This window comes from Pseudomonas sp. Marseille-Q5115 (genome assembly GCF_916618905.1).
Taxonomy (GTDB): domain Bacteria; phylum Pseudomonadota; class Gammaproteobacteria; order Pseudomonadales; family Pseudomonadaceae; genus Aquipseudomonas; species Aquipseudomonas japonica_A.
In genome coordinates this window covers 2,762,619-2,780,947 of the sequence record NZ_CAKAKI010000001.1, presented here as the reverse complement: position 1 = coordinate 2,780,947, position 18,329 = coordinate 2,762,619, and the positions used below count along the sequence as shown (strand labels likewise).

Below are 18,329 nucleotides of genomic sequence, written 5' to 3'. Positions count from 1 at the left end.
TCACGAGTCACTTTGTAGATAGAGGTTGACGGGGAATGCCTTCAGCGCCGTGCTCATCCGCAAGTCCTTGTCCAATGTGACTGCCTGAGATGAAAAAAGTCCCTTAAATTCAAGCCGCGAAAGGTTTTCAGGAAGCCGGACACACGTATCCCCCCATTTTTCGTCCGAAACGAGCAACTTGCCCTCGGCCAGCAATTCGCTGCATAGGCGCGGCACGATCACGATCGCATTGCGGCCCTGATGGTGCCGGGCAAACGCCAGCACTCGATTCGCCTGTTCGCCATGAACCTCCAGCGGCAGGTAGTCGCCTTGCAGGAACAGGGCCGGCTCCTTGGCCCGAATATTCAGCAAGGCGGCGATCAGTGCTTGCTTCACATGCCCGTCGCTCCAGGTTTCGAGCAGCGCGAGCGGGTCGGTGGCGGTGGCCAACGCTTCGCTCCGGGCAGTGTAGTCCACGGGTCGGCGGTTATCCGGATCGACCAGGCTGAAATCCCAGAATTCGGCGCCCTGATACAGGTCCGGGATGCCGGGTACGGTAGCTTTCAAGGTGGCTTGTACAAGCCCGTTCAGCGCGCCCGCCGGTGCAAGTACGTGTACCGCCGAAACGATGGACTGGCGCAGCGCCAATGTACTATCGGCCGTGAGCAGGTTTTGCAGGAAGTCCCGGCAGGCGCTCTCATAAGCTTCGTTGGGCGCGCTCCAGCTGCTGACCAGCTTGGCTTCGCGCAGTGCCTTTTGTTGCCATTGCTGCATGCGTTCGGCGTAGGCCGCGAGGCCTGCGGCGTCGTCGGCTTGCAGGTCGAGCGGCCAGCTACCCAGCAGTGCCTGATACAGCATGGCTTCATCGCCACCGGACGGGGCGGGGCCATCGGCATATTCGCCGCGCAGGCTGCTCGCCAGCGCCTGCCAGTGGGTGATCAGCGCACCGTACCAGGTGCTACGTTCGCTGATCACCGCCAGCCGTGCGCGGGTGTCTTCACCGCGTTTATGGTCGTGGGTCGCCGTTGCCAGCAGGTTGCGCGGGAACGCCGCGGCTCGCATCTGGCACGCTTCATGGAACGCTTCCGGGGGCGCGCTGAATACCTCAGGATCGAAGCCCACGTCGTTGCGCGAGATCAATCTGGCGCTCCGGTAGAAAGCTGTGTCTTCCATGGCCTTGGCGGCTGTAGGGGAGCTGAGTTGTTGGAATCGCACGCAGGCGTGGCGCAGCGTTTGCCTGCGACGGCCCACCGGCAGGCTGCGCCACGGCTCGCCGCCCAACCAGCGCACGAGGAAGTCCAACACCGGCCAGTCGCCCTCGCCGAGGTCGGCGCGGGCGCCTTCCACCGCTTGGGCGAAGAAAGGCTCGTCCTCGGCGGGCCGGCCACACGGCGTGATGTAGGTACGGTAAACGGTGTAATGCACGATCAACGATTCGAGCGCCCGGCGGATGCTGCCCAGGGTAAAATCCCGGCTCATTAGGTCACTGCGGGCCACTTGCAACAGGGCCTGGGCCACGGATTCGAAATCGCCCGCCAGGGTACCGTGGAGCACGAACCGGCGGCCGGCACGCACCTCTTCCATGAAGTCGGCGCTGCGTCCGCTCATCCGTACCCACAGGTCACTCAGGTGCTGCTCGCCACGCGGGTCGTGCTGCACCAGCGACACCTGGTTCATGAATTCATAACCGGTGGTGCCGTCCACGTTCCAGTCGCGGTGTAGCTGCTCGCCATTGCCGAGGATCTTTTCCACGAAAATCGGGAAGTGCTCCACTTTCGATTCAGCGGGGCGCTTTGGCAGCAGCCGCTCCACGCGACGGCGCAGTTTACGGCAGTAGGCGCGAGGGTTCGCCAGGCCGTCCACGTGGTCGATTCGCAGGCCGTCTACAAGGCCTTCCTCTACCATCTGGAAGATCTTGGCGTGGGTAGCCTCGAACACCTCGCCACGCTCCACGCGCAGCCCGCCCAGTTCGTTGATGTCGAAGAAGCGGCGCCAGTTGATGTCGTCTGCGGCGGTGCGCCAGCTGGCGAGGCGGTAATGTTGCCGTTCCAGCAGACGGTGCAGGCGATCGAAACCTTCTGGCGTAGTGGAGTCGTACAGCTTGAGGACGGTTTCCAATGCCCGGAACACTGCACCCTCGGCCGCCAGGTTAGCCAGCTCCTGGCGCAGTGCCGGTGCCTGCGCATAGGCATCGGCGTCATGAGCCAGCGCGCCGAAGCGTTCACCTATCGCTTCTAGCCGGTTGTCCACCGCAATGCTCAGAATGCTTGCGTAATCTGGCGGGCAGATGGGGAAGCGGTGCTCATAGTGCTCCACATAGAAGCTGCCGGCTTCGGCGTCGAAGCGCAGGGGGATATCACCTTGTTGCAGTGCGGTTCCGTAGTCGCTGCCCAGGAATGGAATCAGCAGCTGGCCCTCGAGCAGGGGGTCGGGCGAATGCCACTGGATATCGAAGAAGTTGGCGTAGGGGCTGCGACGGCCCCACTCCAGAAGGTCCAGCCACCAAGGGTTACTGGCGCCACCCACCGCCATGTGGTTGGACACGATATCCAGCACTAGCCCCATTTGCCGTTCCCGCAGCGCGGCAACGAGCCTGCGCAAGGCGGGTTCGCCACCCAGCTCGGGGTTCACCACGGTGGGATCGACCACGTCATAACCATGCATGGAGCCAGCGCGGGCTTTGAGCAAGGGAGAGGCATAGACGTGACTTACGCCCAGTTGCTCGAAATACGGCACCAACGCAACAGCGTCATCGAGGGTGAAATCTTTGTGGAATTGCAGGCGAATACTGGCGGTAAATGGCTTCATCGGTCACGCTCATGAGCTTGTCGGCGGGCTACGGCAAGGAGTTCCAGGCGGCGCGCCGGGTCGGGCAGGTCCAGCAGGGCAGCACCGGTCGCCTCCAGGCGCCGACGCCAGTTGGGGTGTTCGTCAACGGTGCCGGGCAGGTTGGGCTGCTCAACCAGGCCCAGGGCGTCTTCGATGGGCAACAGCACCAGGGGGGCCCGGGTATGGCCCACGAAACGAACGCTGCCATCGATTACCTGGTCGGCAATGTCCGGGTCCTGGCGCTCTTCAACGAAGTTTTGCGGGTCCTGCTTGAGAATGTGCTCCAGGCCACGCTTTTCCTTCACCCGGGTTTCACGCCATTCCCGCTCGGTGTTCTCGTCGATCAGCGCCAGGCGGCGGGTCCAGCCGATTTCGTTGGTGTGCCACCAGCCCTTGAGCGGCGGCAGGTCGTGGGTGCTGGTCGTAGCCAGAGCGTTGTCTGGCCACTCCAGCAATTGCTTGAAGTCACCGGGATGGTTCTGTTCGAACAGCAACACGCGCATGCCAAGGATGTCCCGGGCCGCGAGTTTTTCCCGCAGCCCGTCCGGCACAGTACCCAGGTCTTCACCCAGCACGATGGCCTGGTGGCGATGGGATTCGAGTGCCAGCAGGCGCAACAGATCATCCAGTGGGAAGTGCAAGTAGGCACCTTCGGTAGGCTTCTCGCCCTGAGGGATCACCCACAGACGATTCAGGCCCAGCACATGGTCGATCCGTAGCCCGCCGGCGTGCGCGAAGTTGGCCCGCAGCATCTCGATAAAGGCCCGGAAGCCATTGCGCTTGAGCCCTTCAGGAGAAAAGGCGGAGATGCCCCAGCTCTGGCCCGAGCGATTGAGGATGTCCGGCGGAGCGCCTACGGTCACTGCTGCCAGCAGTTCATCCTGCCGGCTCCAGGCCTGGCTGCCGGCACCGTCCGCGCCCACGGCCAGGTCTGCGATAAGGCCGATGCGCATGCCGCTGGCTTTGGCGGCAGTTTGAGCGCGTTCAAGGCTGCGGGCGATCAGCCATTGGCCGAAGGCATAGAATTCGATTTCCTGCTCGTGTGCCTTGGCAAATTCGGCCACCCCCGGGCTGCGTGGGTGGCGCCAGGCTTCGGGCCACTGTCGCCAGTCCTGGCTTTCGCCCTTGCGGGCACATTCGGCTTGCAGGGCTTCAAAGCAACAATGGTCTGCCAGGGCTTCGCCGCCTTTCTGGCGGAAACTGGCGAAGTCCTCCTGCATGGGGTGCGCGGCACGGGTGAAATCTTCGTGGAGCGCGCGCAGCAACCTCAGCTTGGCCTCGGCGGCCCTGGGCCAATCCACCAGTTCGAGCTTTTCAAGTTCTGCCAGGGTGCCTTCAAGGTTCATGTGCTCAATGGCGGCACGCAACGTGTGCTCACCCAATACCGCGCCGGGCGAGGCATACAACGCATTGAGGAACAGCCGGCTGGACGGTGAGTACGGGCTGTAGCGGGTGGTATCGCTGCTGAACATGGCATGCATGGGGCTGATGGCCAAAGCGTCGGCGCCGCGCTCGCCGGCGGCGCGTACCATCTCTTCCAGTGCCTGCGTGTCACCGAAGCCGCCATCATGGGGCCGACGCAGCGAATACAACTGCACGCCCAGCCCCCAGGCGCGAGGCGCATCGATACCCAGCGCATCGGCCACGTTGTAACAACGGGCCGGAGCTACGGCTACGGTGAAGTGCTGATCGCCCACCCGAACCTGCTGGTAACCCACCGGGAGCATGCCGGGCAGTGCCGCCTGGGCGTCGAGCTTGAGCTCCAGTTCGCCGCCGTCTTCCAGGTGCACCGTGCAGGCTGCTCCCGGGGCCAACCAGCGGCTCAACGGCAGGGGCTTGCCATAATCGGCTGTGAGCAGGGGAGGAAGGCGGTGATTGTCTTCCTCTGCCTGCATCACGCGCAGGCTTTCGGTCACATCCTCGTCGCTGTTCGCCGGGTGGCCCAACGCGCTCAGCACGTTGCGCAGCACGTCAGGGCTTACGGTTTGCGGGCGATTGTTGGCGTCGGTCCATTCCACCGCGATACCGACCTTTTCGGCGAGGCTTCTGAGCGCTTGGTCACTCATGAAATGGCCTCCAAGGGGGCGCGAGGGATAAGGCTGACCAGCGCGGTGTACGCCGGAAGCTTGCCGGCTTCATCGAAGCGCGCGTTCGGGCCACGGCTATCGAACAGCCAGTAACGGTCGAAGGGCAGCTCTGCCGCCACCGCCTGTTCGCTAAGGTTCAAGTCGATCTGCCAGGTCGAACCATCGCCCAACTGCCAGCGCGCCGAGACGGCCTTGTCGGCCAGAATCGTTACCCCGAGCGAGCGGCTGCCTGGCAGCCGTGGCATCAGGTCGCGGCGGCGCATGCTCAGCAGGTGAACGTACAACTCCACCCAAGGGCCGCGCTGGTGTTTCTCGAAGTCATCGAAGGCGGGCCGCGAGTGTTTGAATGTGGACTCCGCATTCGGGTCCGGTATCTTGTCGCGGCGCTCCGGGTCCTGGAAAGCGCTGAAGGACTTGAACTCGGAACGGCGGCCGTTGCGTACGGCCTCGGCCAGCTCCCCATGGAAGCTGGTAAAGAACTGGAACGGCTCGGCCGCGCCCCACTCGTCGCCCATGAACATCAGGGGAATCATCGGCGAGGCCAGCAGCAGAGTAGTGGCGGCGCGCAGGGCAGGTTCCGGCGACAGCTGAGACAAGCGTTCGCCAAACGCGCGGTTGCCGATCTGGTCGTGGTTCTGCAAGAACAGCACGAACGAGGTAGGGTTCAAGTGCCCGCTGGGCTCGCCCCGCGCTACGCCGTGGCGATTGGTATGGCCCTGATACACAAAGCCTTCGCCCAGGCATCGCGCCAGCTTGGCCGTGGTGTCCTGGGCGTAGTCTTCGTAATAGGCCTCGGTTTCGCCAGTAAGCAGCACGTGCAGCGCATTGTGGCCGTCATCATTCCATTGGGCATCGTAGCCTTCCTGGAGCAGGTGAGCCTCGTTATGTTCGTTTTCCAGGTTAAGCCACACGTGACGGCCGGCCGGGATGGCTTTACGGATGCGCCGGGCCATTTCCTGGAGGAAATCGGGGTCTTCAATGGCGTGCACGGCGTCGAACCGCAGGCCGTCGAAGCGGTAATCGAGCAGCCACATCAGGGCATTGTCGATAAAAAAGTCGCGCACTTGCGGGCGGCGGAAGTCGATCGCGGCGCCCCAGGGAGTGTGTTTGTCTTCGCGGAAGAAGCCCTTGGCGTAGCTGTTAAGGAAATTGCCGTCCGGCCCGAAGTGGTTGTACACCACGTCCAGAATCACCATCAGGCCGTGCTCATGGGCGGTATCGATCAGTGCCTTGAGCTGGTCGGGGGTGCCATAGGAGTGCTCGGGTGCATAGGGCAGCACGCCGTCATAGCCCCAATTGCGGTCGCCGGGGAACTCGGCGATGGGCATCAGTTCGATCGCGGTGATGCCCAGCGCCGCCAGCCGTGGCAGTTGCCTGGCCACACCCTCGAAACCACCCATCAGGCCAACATGCACTTCATAGATAACTGCTTCATGCCACGGGCGGCCCTGCCATTGGGCGTGGCGCCAGGGGTACGTGGCATGATCGACCACTACGCTGGCGGAATGAACATCACTCTGCTGCGCCCGCGAAGCAGGGTCGGGCACGGTAAGGTCGTTATTGATCTGGTAGCGGTAGGTCGTACCTGCGTCGCAGGCAGCCTCAGCGGTGAACCAGCCCTCGGCTTGCCTGATCATGACGAGCTGTTCACCGTCATCGAACACCACCCTGACGTTTTCCGCATCAGGGGCCCAGAGGGCAAAGCGGGTTAGGTTATCGCCCACACGGGTGGCCCCGTGTGCCCAGGTAACAGGTTGCAGGTCAGCCATGTCGGCGCTCCTCGATCAGTAATGCCGCCCGGCCCGCCCATGTGAGCGGTTGACCAGCTTTGTATAAAGTTCGGCGTAGGGTTCAACGGCCTGAGACCAGTTGAATGGTTGGGTCATGGCACGGCAGCGCATCGCGTTCAGCAGGTCCGGCTTGCTGAAGGCGTAGAAGGCGCGTTTCAGGGCCTCCTCGTAGGCCGCCACCGAAGGTTCGTCGAACAGGAAACCGGTCACACCGTCTTCGATGGTGTCGGCCAGGCCACCCGTTTTGCGTGCCACGGGCAACGAACCGAACCGCTGGGCGTACATCTGGCTCAGGCCGCATGGCTCATAGCGCGAGGGCATCAGCAAAAAGTCGCTGCCAGCGAACATGCGCCGGGCGTCGGTTTCGTTGAAGCCGATTCGGGCCGACACTTGCCCCGGATAACGCTTGGCCAGGTCGCGCATGGCCTGTTCTTCTTCAGGCTCGCCTCGGCCGATGATCGCGATCTGGCCGCCGTTGCGCACGATGTAGTCGGTCACCCCTTCGGTGAGGTCCAGGCCTTTCTGGTACACCAGGCGCGATACCACCGCGAACAGCGGGCCAGTGGAAGGCGCCAGGCCGAACAGGTTGCGCACATGCTCGGCGTTCACCGCCTTGCCGTCCCAATCGTTCAGGCTGAAGGGGCAAACCAGATGAGGGTCGGTGGCCGAATCCCAGCTGGCGTCGATGCCATTGGGAATACCGCTGAGCAGGCCCTGATGCGCCTTGCTGGTTAGGAAGCCGTCCAGCCCGCAGCCGAACTCCGGCGTGGTGATTTCTTCGGCGTAGGTAGCACTCACCGTGGTGATGTGGCTGGAATAGGCCATGCCGGCCTTGAGGAACGACAGCTTGCCGTAAAACTCCATGCCTTCCTGCTGCAGGGCGTGCTCGGGAATACCCAGCTCCGGGCAGCAGGCCAGGCTCACTACGCCCTGGTAGGCCAGGTTGTGAATGGTAAACAGGGTAGGGACGTTCACGCCGCGCCAGTGCATGTAGGCCGGGGCCAGGCCGCTCGGCCAGTCGTGGGCGTGAACCAGATCGGGTTTCCAGTGCACCATGCCATGGCCGGCGGCGATGTCGCAGGCGGCCAGGCCCAGGCGGGCGAAGCGGATGTGGTTATCGGGCCAGTCCCGGCCGTTCACGGCGCCGTAGGGGTTGCCATCGCGCTCGTACAGTTCGGGGCAGATAAGTACGTAGATCACCAGCCCATCGGCAGTGTCCATACGCCCGACCTTGCAGGGCGGCAAGGCCGCGTGGCCGCCCAGTTCGCCCACGATGTGAATAGGGTTGTCGCTTTCCAGCACTTGAGGGTAGCCGGGAATAAGCACGCGCACGTCGTGCAGGTGGCTCATCGCGCGGGGCAATGCCGCCGACACGTCGCCCAGGCCCCCGGCTTTGATCAGATCCGCCATTTCCGATGTCACGAACAGCACTTTCTTGCGGTTCGGATTCGCCGTGTGGTCCGGTTGCAGCACCCTGCTGGTCGAAGTAATAGCCGGCAGCGAGGCAACCTCGCTGACCTGCTGATTGAAGCGCTCTCCATGGGTTTCGACAGCGGCACTGATCATCAAACTCTCTCCCGTAGCGTAAATGACTTCTGGCAGATCTCTGGTTTTTCTAATCCGACCCCAATGCCGCTCGTATGGCCGGCCCGCGGGTGAAACGCCGCGGTATGAATCGCTCCTGGAGGGGTGGGTGAGGGCACGCTCAAAACCGCGCATCACTCACTGTTTACCTGACCCGGGCGGCACTCAGAAGTTTCGGATTTCTTTGCATCGGCACTACGGACTTGCCCCAATGAGTGTAGGCGTGAATCGGCGGCCCGCTGGGTTGAAGCGAAGCGGTACTTGCGTACCAGACAACCCGCCCCCGTCTACGGTTGCATGGCGGCCTCCCAACCCACCAGGAGCCTGCAATGCCTGTGCCTCTAAGCCTTCCTAGTGTTATCAGCCGTTACTCCCCCGTCGCCGGGGCCGCCGTGAAACGTTTTCGCCGCCAACCGGGCTTGTTATCTACCGCTACGCGCCTGGTCGGGCAGGCGCTCTTGCGCTTGCAGCCACCTATCGAGACTGACCCCGGCAGCCTTGCTCTGGCGTGGCCCCCAACCGGCGGGGCAGAGGGGGAGTTGAACTATGTGGTGCTGCCTGAACTGCTCATTGACCTCTTCGTACGTCAGACGGCGCTCACGGTAGTGCCCGGTTATCAAACCTTGATCCAGAAGCAGGGTGCCCAATGGACGGAGCTTGCAGTCGACCTGCAACACGTGGCTCAAGAACTGGACGCGGTGCGGCCGACCCTGATCGAATCGTTCGAGGAGGCCCTTGCCCTGTTCTGGAGCGAAACGGATTCCCAGGGCGAGACCCACTGGAAATGGATGGCTGACTATGCTCGAGACAGCTTGATCGAGGGCTTGCATAGCGGGCGTAGCGCTGGAACCTTGCCTACGCACGCCTATGAAGCCGGCCTGACGGTCGCCACATGGCGCACAAACGAAGCCATCGTCGGGCAGCGACCTGCCGATCCGGTCAGGGTATACCTGCTGCAGATACAGGAAGGCGATACGGCATTGCCGTTCGATGCGAGGCTCGATCCGCAATTATTGGTCAGCTTTACCGGGGACGGCCAGGGCGATGACCACCTGCTGTTTTCGCTCAATGGAGGGCTGCGGTATTTTCCCTCCACCCGGGCGTTGCGAAACGCCATCCACGCGATGCTGAGCCCCTGGGACGGGGCTGAGGATGCGACCTTGCAACGGGTGGAGGTGACGGGTGATGTGTTCTGCGCGCTGGCCCGCAGCCTGTTGCAAACTCAATTGATCCAGCTTAGCGGGGTAACAGGCTGGGTTCGTACGACTGAGTCCTCGTCAGCGACCTCACTTCTGAAAGCGTCGAGCGATGTGGTCACCGGTTTCTTTCAGATCGATGCCAGAAGGCAGCAGCGCAATGCTCGCGACTTGCAGCGAGCACTGCCCGACTGGCTGCGTCGAGCGCCGGCAGTCGACCGCTGGCACTTCGCGGGAGCACTTGCACAGCTTGCCCTTAGCTGGCCACAAGTGACGGGGAGCTGGTTTTTGCATGACATTCCCACCCTTGAAGCCTACGTATACCAGCGCCTTCGCGAGGAGGCCGCCCGGTTGCACCCGGAAGGGCCGGCATTGGTACCGGAGCACCTCGTACTGACGCTTGTTTCTGTGGTACCCGATCCGATCGCAGTCACAGGGGGGCCGTCGGAGCCGCACTTCGTGAAGCAAGCACTAAGCGTGACCGCGCTGGCCATCGATAACCAGGCTGCCCATGAAGCAGCCTGGTTGGATATCGCGGCCCGCCCCGGTACAACCGTGCCTGCCTGGTTGACTGAGGATGAACTAAAGGCCCTGGTCCGGGCGATCGACGTTGGTGAACAGTACCCCGCGATGCTTCGAAGGCGGCTGGTAGAAGGGCCTGAATCACAAGCCCGGCAAACCCTGTTTGGCCATCAGGTTAGCCTTCAGCTACCACTGCTGGCCTGGGAGTTGATGCTGCGAGGCGAATGCGCCATGGACCGCGACGGTTATCAATTGGTGGAGGAGGGCCTTGGCGCGCTACCCACACCAGAGCCCGCCCATCTGGTGGGATTGGGTGTGACCGCCGGCGCGGAGTACGGTGTCGATATTATCGCTGGCACCTACCTTTTTACCCGGGATACCGATCCTTCCGCGCCCTGCGTACTGTACCGGCCCTTGCACGCCAAGCCGCTTCGCCAATTCAGCTCAGTTGATGCGTTATGGGATGAGCTGTGCGCCCCTGGCGAGCTTCAAGAGAGCGCACTGCTCTGGATGACCGACCTGGGTCGTTCCCGCTATAGCCGGGGAGGCCTGCGGGAGCCACGCGTCGCGCGTTTTGGCCAGGGTGATGAGTTCGCGCCGTTACAGGTTCCGTCGCTGGCCCGTCCGGTACTGGTGCCGCTGGCTGCTCCGCGATTGCACACACTCTATGAACAGGTGGTGAAGGCCCTGATTGAAATGGCCGAGCGGCGCTCGGTTTCCAACGCCGAAGACCGTTGGGTTTCGCTTGGCCAGCTTGCGCAAACGCTATTTACCGCCTTGATGCCCGTGCTGAACGGCCCGCTGGCGACCGCAGGTTGGCTGGTTCAACTCAGCGATGCCTTCAACGTTTACCTCAACACCCTCGATCAGTCGGAAAGCGCATCGGCAGCGGCTCGAACCAACCTGTTGCTCAGCGTTGCAATGCTTCTTCTGGGCGAAGCTGTACATTGGCCGGTTGATGAACCCGAGCGCCTGCAGGAACCTGAGCCCAGCTCAGGTGGAGCGATCGGCGACGGTGCGGTCGGCGAGGCGTCCGAGCCGCCCGAGGCGCCAGCTCCGCAGCTTCCCAGGCCGGTGACTATGCTGGGCTGGGCAGAAACGGCGGTCGCGGAAGCGAAAGCCGTGAGCCGGCCGCTTGACCTGGACCTGAGTTGGTCCGCTGTCAGCCTGGTGCCTTCGCCAACCCAGACACAAGCGTTGGTCGCGCTGCGCGCCAGCCCGCCCAGCGAGCCGCTGAGCCCCATCCCCCATGGGCCGTATCAAGGGCTGTATCTGGACGATCGGCAATGGTTGATGAAGTGGCAGCACAATTACTACGCGGTCAGCGTGGAAGACGTCGACCTCAGGATCGTTGGCCCTGAAGGCCAGGAAGGGCCGTTTATCCGTCGGGACGAGGCCGGGCGCTGGGCCCTCGATCTGCGGCTACGGTTGCGAGGGGGCGGGCCGAAGCGGCGGATCGAGGCGCGTCGACGGCAGAACGAAGTGGATCGCCAGCAGGGCGAACGCCTTTACGCTGAGATCGTAGGCTACTACGAATCCCTGCGCACACGCGCCAACACCGTTGCCGAGCGAGTCGAGCGGGCCTCACAGCATGACGAGCCGGCCATGGAAGAAAGGGAGGCCCTGGATAAGCTGCTGCGAGACGGGCACGAACACGGCGCCCGGCTCATTACGGCCTATGAAGGGTTGAACAAGGCCACGCCCCTTACCGATTTCGCCGAGCGGATCTGCGAAGTACTTGCCAGGCAATTGCACATCAGCCGAACCATCACGGACAACCTTTCCCAACTCTCGCAGTTGTGCGCTCAGAAGTCGCCTTATCTGAAAGTCAGCGAAAAGGCGCTGAACGAACTGGTGCTTCGTGATCCTGCAGGGTGGGTCGCCTTCATCGAGCGCTACCGGGACCTGACCGAGCAGTCCCTGACCTATGTTCAGTTGCATCATGATACGGTCCGGCAGCTCGAAGCGATTCCGCGGCTTGGCGCCCGTACACTGGAACAGAATGCTCGTGTTGTGGACACCTTCCACTCGCCAATGGAGTTGCGTTCCTCCCTGGCCTATTGCGAACTGGGCCTGGTGATAGAGCCGCTTCGTGGCAATCCAGCACTGGCCGAGCAGGTGCACCGAGCGCTGGAGCCGCTGTTGGTCCACGGTACATCCCATGCCGACCTGATCGCCGCCCCCTCAGCGACACCCCAGCAAACGATGGAAGTTCTTGATACCGCCCTTCATCACTATCAGCGCGTGGAAGATGCGCTGCGTGTGTTCAAGGAACTGCTCGCCGCCGAAGGGGTGATGCCGGCCCTGGAGCGCTTCGAACGTATAGCCGTGGCGATGCGAGAGGATGCTGAGGCCCGCATGGGAGAGCTGGTGCGCGGTGCCGTAACGCCTGTGGTCTCCAGCACAAGCGCCCGCCGAAATGCGCTGCGTCGGCCCCGTCCGCGGCCGGCCTCCGCAACGAGCGTTCCGCGCCAGGCCTCGAGCACGCCACAGCCTGTTGCCACGCAGGTCATTGTTACCGCTGAAGGGGAGTCGGTGATGGCCCATACCCATACCGATCACCGGACGCAACAAAAGGTGGCGCAGGTTATTTCCAATGGCCGGGTGTTGGCGACCTGGCGCCAGGACTCCACCACGGGCGCGTGGAACAAGCCAGCGGTGCCCGTGCGCCAGCCGGCGCAAGGATTGGGCGCACGCCTTGATAGCCTGGTCGCCGACGCAGATAAAGCGATGCGCCAGGTACGAGAAGAAGTGAGCACGCTGGCAAGGTTCAAGCTGGCCACCCGGGTGCCGGTCGAGATCGAGGATCTGTACCACGGCAGCGCACGCCGGCTGGAGGCGGCGGCCGAGGACATCGAAGAAGCACTCACCCAGCTCAACGAAACTGATGCGGCAACACAACAGCCTGGCTCGGCCGAGCGCAAGGCTCACGAACTTCGGGACCTGGCGGGCATTGCCCGCCGCACGGGGACACACGCACGCGTGGAGATCAGCAAGAGCCTGTTACCTACGGTCGCGCGGCTCGATTTCCTGGTGGAGCAAGGGGAGGTCACTATCCGCAAGCTTGGGGGGCGCACGCCTCTCGGGCGCGGTGGGCGGCGTGACTTTGTTCAGGAGTACGAGATTCAGGACCGCCAGCGGCATCCGCTCTGGTACGCTCACTTTCACTACGACACCACGACCGCGTCAGCGGAACGGTTTACTGCCGCTCACCTCAAAACCGTGACCCAGCGGTTCGACGGGTATCAGAAACAACTACAGCAAGCCCGTGACAATGAGGAAGTCATCGGGATCTACCGCAGCAGGATCGACCTGGCGGCGGCCCGACGGCTGTTCCTCTCTCTGCCCTGACACGGGCTTGGCCGGGGCGGTATTCCAGTATCGCCCCCACCTCCTGGAAGGCAGCGACACTCCGTGCTCCTTTGCCATCAGGAGCCTCACCATGCCCGATCCGTATACTGCCTCCTCTCGTTCCGTTCCACTTCACTGGCTGCCCGGCCCGGTAGCCCGCCGGCTGGCGGATGGGCCGACCCTCGCAAATACCGCGATGGACCTGCTGGGTCCCGCGCTCGCAGCGGCCTTGCCCGCGCAAGGCTCTAACCACACGCCACCCGATACCTTGGCGTTTGGGCACAGCCTGTGGCGCCAGGAACAGCGACAGCTGGCGTTCGTTGGCTATCAGATTCAGCCGCTGGCGGCGGCCATTCTGAACCGCTTCATCGCTGGCGCACCTCTCCCGCTGTCCGCCGAGGAAACCTTTCTTACCCTGGAGCGGGGCAGTGAATACCCCGCTCGGTTAGCCTGTGACATGAACAAGGTCATCGAGGAAATCGATCTTGTCAGCCCCTTCGTTGTAGACGCCTGGTGCGAACGTTGGATGGAATATTGGCAAGCTCCCGACAAAAACGGCGAAAGCCCTTGGGCCTGGATGGCTGCGTACCTGAAGGAACGGGTGAATCAGGCCGTGGGCGATAGCGAAGCTGCGGGCCTGCTGTCGGCTTCGGAGCGGGCCATGGTCCGCGTGTCGCTCGGCCTGCCGCCTTCGGCACTCCAAGCTGCCGAACCGGAACGGGGCCAGGTACGGTTACTGCGTACTGCTGGTGAATCGGCGCCGACGCTGCTAGTGACGGCTCGGGGCACTGCATCGGCATGGATAGCCTTTAGCGCGGACACCGGATTTCGGCATTTCCGTGACGCAGCGGCGGCTGCTCGCTATTTTGGGGATCCCTTGCCAGTGGTGGGCGAAGCTATTGTAGCGGGAGACCCGTTTTCCGCCTGGGCCATCGTGATACTGGAGGATTATCTGGCGTGTGCGCTCGACAAAGCCGAAGCGTTGCGTGAATCCAGCCTCGACGCAGACACGTTCGCCGCAACGATGGAGGCTATCGTTCCCGGGTGGACGCTTGACAACGGGCATCGACTTGCCCGCCGCGATACCCTGAAGCGTCAGCTGCCGCGCTGGCTGACCGAAGCCATCCAGAGCGACCGCCTACGCTATGCCCTGGGCCTTGATGCGCTGCTCGCTGCCCGGCGTACCACCGGCGATGACGGCTTCCTCTCGGGCATTCCGACGGCGGCGCAGTACGCCCGACAGCGGTTGATCGAGCAGGCTGCCACGGAGCATCCACTTGCGCCATTGGCCGACCCGGACGACGTCGTGGTGCACATCTTCACCCGCACCGACGATGACCTCCTTTCCATCGCCGGGGGAGCCGGCAGTATTCATTTGAGTGAGCAGCAGATCAGCCTGGTGGATCTCAGCTTGCTGAACACCGGTGGGCGCCCTGCGGGATGGATGACGATCAGCCCTCGGGAGGGAAAGACAATTCCGGCCTGGCTGGACGACGGTAGCGCGATAGCTTTGGTCAAAGCCGTGGATGTGGGAGGGGCCTATCTGAGGTTGCTGCACGGGGCGGTGACAACTGGCGAGGAGGCGGCTCGGCGGCGAGGCACCTTCAAGGCAATGGTCGCGGTGCAAGTGCCGTTGCTGGCGCTGGAGCTTCGGCTCAAGCAGGAATGTGGCTTCGACGAGCAGGGTGTGACGTTGGTGCGTCGCAGTTTCGTGCCCGACAACGAACTACCTCGCCCAAAGGTAGCCAGGTTAGGGCTTGAAGCGGCTATCGGCCTGCCCCCGGACATCGCTACCGGGATGTTTTTGCTGTACCAGCCCGAAGCCAGCGATAACGTTGTGCTTTACGCTCCCCTGGCTTCGCTACCGCTGAGGCAGTTTCAAAGCCGTGGAAAGCTCATGGAGGCCATCATGGACGAACCGCAACTTCGTCAAATGGTTCTGAGCTGGCTGAGCGAAACGGCACAGACGCGCTACCGCAACGGTGGGTTGCGTGCCCCACACTGGCTGCGCTTTGGCCAAGGCGATGAATTTTCACCGGTGCCCACTATCACGCCCGCCACGGTGATGCCGGTGCCGGTGCAAGGCAATCCTCTGGATGCGTTTTATGAAGGGGTAGTGGATGCACTCACGCTGGCCGCCGACCGGCAGACCGTGTCGAACCAGGAAAGCTTCTGGATTTCCGCCCGAGAGGTGGGTTGGCTTATGTTTAATCAAGTCACGCCTTTTTTCAGCGGCCCCGTCGCCACGGCCGGCTGGCTGATACAGATAGGGCATGCACTGGACGAGCATTTCAATGGGGTTGGCGGCCCCGACACTCCGCCGGATTCCGGTGTGGATGAATTGCTGTTTGATATTGCCCTGGCCCTCGTCAGCGAAGCGTCAACCCGAACCCTCGGAACCCCTTCCTCGACGGGCAGTGTTGAAATGGTAACTGGCCATGGGACCCCCACTGCTTTGCCGGAACGCGCGGTGCTTGAAGCAGGCTGGGGTACGGCGACCATGACATTGAACGCGGCGCTGCGCCAGCGCCTGGACCAGTTGGCCACGCCTCGCCCCACAGATCTCCCGCCGCAGGTGCCTGCCGGCCCGCTGAAAGGATTGTTGCAGGATGATCGCCGCTGGCTCGCCTGGATCGATGGCGCATTGTTCGAGGTAGCACCCGGAAATGGCGAAGCCGTTGTGCTGGACCCAGTGTCAGGGGAGGCAAATGGCCCTTGGCTGCGCCGCGACGAAGCGGGGCGTTGGCGCCTGGACCTGCGGCTCCGGCTTCGGGGCGGAGCCCCCAAGCGCAGGATCGAGCAGCAGCGTGAGCTCAATCGACAAAGGCGTGAGCGGGCAAGGCAATGCCTCACTGAAATCGAACGGACCTATCGCGTGGTGCGTGCAGCGGGAGTGGAGGGGGATAAGGCCATCAGCGCCGGCAACACCAGTGCCGCCCACGCTCGCCGGCTCGAAGAAGCAGCGCGCGTGTCGCAGGCACTGGATACGTGCGCCGGCCTGCGAGAGGAATATGAGGGTATTAGTGCCGAGGTCGCCATGCCGGAGCGCGGCAAGGAACTGAGTGTCGCGCTCACTGCCGAAGCCAACCTGTGTGCTTACTACCTTAGCCTTAACCGCGACCTGTTGATGGACCAGCTGACCGCTGCTCAAGTGAGCGCGCCGGCGTTCCAGGCGGATGGGGCCATGCAGCCGGCCGAGGTTACGGCTTGGTTTGCGTTTCTTCATGAATACCGGGACGTTGCCGATGCAGGTGTCCGCTGGCGTATGCGGCTGGATGAACGGATGCGCAAGCTGGGTGAAATACCGGTGGCCGGTCGAGCCGCCCTGGCAGCCCTGGAACCGAGAATGGCGACGTTCCGGCAGCTTATTGAATACAGGGCTTTGAGCGTATACACCGAATTGAGCCTGATGGAAGAACCGATGGTGGGGGATGAGAGCGTTCGGCGAAGCGTTCATGAGGCCATGAAGCCACTGACGCTGGGGCTGAACACCCACAAGGAAATGACGCTTGATACCGCGCTGGCGCACGGCGCCGCCCTGGAACTGCTCGATGGGGTGGTTCACACCTACCAAGCGGCAGAAGACACCCTGCAATGGCTGCGACAGACCCTGCGTCCGGAGTATGTTACGCCAGCGCTGGATCGGCTGTCCGGGATGCTCGCGACTCTGAATGCAGACGCAGAAGCGTGGCTTGGGCGCCTGCTTCGTGAAACCACCGCCTCGACGCAGGCGCCTGCAAAGCCTTCTGCCGGGGCGGCCCATGGAGGGCGCAGGGTGATCCGCACCCGCACGCGGGGCGCCGTGGTCGCCAGGGTGCGTACCAGGCCTGAAAAACCTGCCGAGGAAATCGCGGAGGTGGTGTCCCCGCTGGATAACACGGTGGTTGCCCGCTTTGAACAAGACCCGGCCCATGGTGATTGGGTCGAGCAGCCGTTGCCGTCTGCCGCAGCGTCACCCTCCAATCGAGGGCCGCATGACGACCTGGAGCGCCTCGCCGAGGAGGCTGATCGCCAGCTCGAAGGTGCCACCCGACAACTGCAGCAGGCGCCAAGATTGGCCCGGGTTACCCGCATCCCGCTGGAACTGGAAGAGCTATTGACTGGCTCTGCTCGAAACCTGGCGGATCTTGCCGACAGGATCGAGGGTGGGCTCACCCATCGCAATGAAACCGATGTGGCGGTCGAAGCCTGGGGTAGTGCCGAGCGCAAGGCTCGGGCGCTTCGTGACATGGCGGCGCGGTTGATCACCGAGGGACGGACCTTGCGCATCCGGCTTACCAAGGCGGCCCTGCCAACGGCAGAACGAGTGCGCTACCTGGTGCGGGAAGGAGAGGCGAGAGTGGAACGATCAGGTAGCCGGGTTGCGCTCAAGGGGCAGGGCAAGCGGAAAGACCTTGTGCAGGAATACGCCATACGTGAGCCGAACGGCACAGTGCTGTGGTATGCGCATTTCCACTATGCCAGCCTTGATGTAGCGGATAGCCAATATGTGGCGGCGCATTTGAAAACGGTGAGCCAGCGTTTTACCGGGCTACAAGCCCAGCTGGCGCAAGCGGCCTCGGATGCAGACGTGCTGAAGATCTATCGAAGCCGAATCGATCCTGTAGCAGCAAGGGAGTTGTTTCTGAACCGCTCCTGACGGGGAGCGCCAGGCACGGCACTGAATGCCGTGCCTGCTTCGCGGTATCAGGCGATACGCGCGGTGGGCACGAAGTCGAGAGCGCCGTGGGTAGCCTGGGAGAGCATGGCGCTCAACTGGGCGACTTTACGCTTGAGCTGGTCGCGCTCGGCCTTGAGGTCGTGCAACTCGTCACGACGGATTGTGACGTACAGCGTTTGGGGTTGTTTGGCTACGACTACGTTACCCATTGCACACCTCGATGGCGGATCACTACGTTAAGGGCTGACCTCGTGGGGTGTTCCCCGCCGGGTTATGTCCTTGATCGGCTCCGATTCTGATTTCTTTAGGGCCGCTTGGGAACTTTTTATTT

At 62.9% G+C, this 18,329-nt stretch carries 7 protein-coding genes; 2 read left to right on the top strand and 5 right to left on the bottom strand.

The window, feature by feature from the left end; all coding sequences use genetic code 11:
* Genes LG385_RS12840 through glgA form a run of 4 tightly spaced genes read right to left on the bottom strand, consistent with a single transcriptional unit; the run spans window position 1 to window position 8,251 of the window.
* Entirely contained in the window at window positions 1–2,787 is a 2,787-nt protein-coding gene (locus tag LG385_RS12840; RefSeq protein ID WP_225774601.1) for a malto-oligosyltrehalose synthase, read from the bottom strand.
* The gene (malQ, locus tag LG385_RS12835; RefSeq protein WP_225774600.1) at window positions 2,784–4,874 is read right to left on the bottom strand and encodes a 4-alpha-glucanotransferase; all 2,091 of its coding nucleotides are present in this window, start codon (window positions 4,872–4,874) and stop codon (window positions 2,784–2,786) included. Before malQ ends, LG385_RS12840 begins: the two co-directional genes overlap by 4 nt.
* The gene (gene treZ, locus LG385_RS12830; protein ID WP_225774599.1) at window positions 4,871–6,664 is read right to left on the bottom strand and encodes a malto-oligosyltrehalose trehalohydrolase; all 1,794 of its coding nucleotides are present in this window, start codon (window positions 6,662–6,664) and stop codon (window positions 4,871–4,873) included. Before treZ ends, malQ begins: the two co-directional genes overlap by 4 nt.
* 15 nt (window positions 6,665–6,679) lie before the next feature.
* On the bottom strand, window positions 6,680–8,251 hold the full coding sequence (gene glgA, locus LG385_RS12825) for a glycogen synthase GlgA (protein WP_225774598.1): 1,572 nt from the start codon (window positions 8,249–8,251) through the stop codon (window positions 6,680–6,682).
* 347 nt (window positions 8,252–8,598) lie between these two features.
* Here glgA and LG385_RS12820 point away from each other — a divergent pair, with 347 nt between their 5' ends.
* A complete protein-coding gene (locus LG385_RS12820) occupies window positions 8,599–13,338 on the top strand; it encodes a dermonecrotic toxin domain-containing protein (RefSeq protein WP_225774597.1) in 4,740 nt (1,579 codons plus the stop codon).
* 91 nt (window positions 13,339–13,429) lie between these two features.
* Complete coding sequence (locus LG385_RS12815) at window positions 13,430–17,977, top strand: dermonecrotic toxin domain-containing protein (protein WP_225774596.1); 4,548 nt, start codon at window positions 13,430–13,432, stop codon at window positions 17,975–17,977.
* 47 nt (window positions 17,978–18,024) lie between these two features.
* Here LG385_RS12815 and LG385_RS12810 read toward each other — a convergent pair whose 3' ends face one another.
* A complete protein-coding gene (locus LG385_RS12810) occupies window positions 18,025–18,207 on the bottom strand; it encodes a DUF6026 family protein (RefSeq protein ID WP_181115840.1) in 183 nt (60 codons plus the stop codon).
* Window positions 18,208–18,329: the final 122 nt, after the last annotated feature.

Excerpts from the sequence above, each read along its gene's own strand:
- LG385_RS12840 (WP_225774601.1), bottom strand. The coding sequence starts at position 2,787 with ATGAAGCCATTTACCGCCAGTATTCGCCTGCAATTCCACAAAGATTTC.
- malQ (WP_225774600.1), bottom strand. The coding sequence starts at position 4,874 with ATGAGTGACCAAGCGCTCAGAAGCCTCGCCGAAAAGGTCGGTATCGCG.
- treZ (WP_225774599.1), bottom strand. The coding sequence starts at position 6,664 with ATGGCTGACCTGCAACCTGTTACCTGGGCACACGGGGCCACCCGTGTG.
- glgA (WP_225774598.1), bottom strand. The coding sequence starts at position 8,251 with ATGATCAGTGCCGCTGTCGAAACCCATGGAGAGCGCTTCAATCAGCAG.
- LG385_RS12820 (WP_225774597.1), top strand. The coding sequence starts at position 8,599 with ATGCCTGTGCCTCTAAGCCTTCCTAGTGTTATCAGCCGTTACTCCCCC.
- LG385_RS12815 (WP_225774596.1), top strand. The coding sequence starts at position 13,430 with ATGCCCGATCCGTATACTGCCTCCTCTCGTTCCGTTCCACTTCACTGG.
- LG385_RS12810 (WP_181115840.1), bottom strand. The coding sequence starts at position 18,207 with ATGGGTAACGTAGTCGTAGCCAAACAACCCCAAACGCTGTACGTCACA.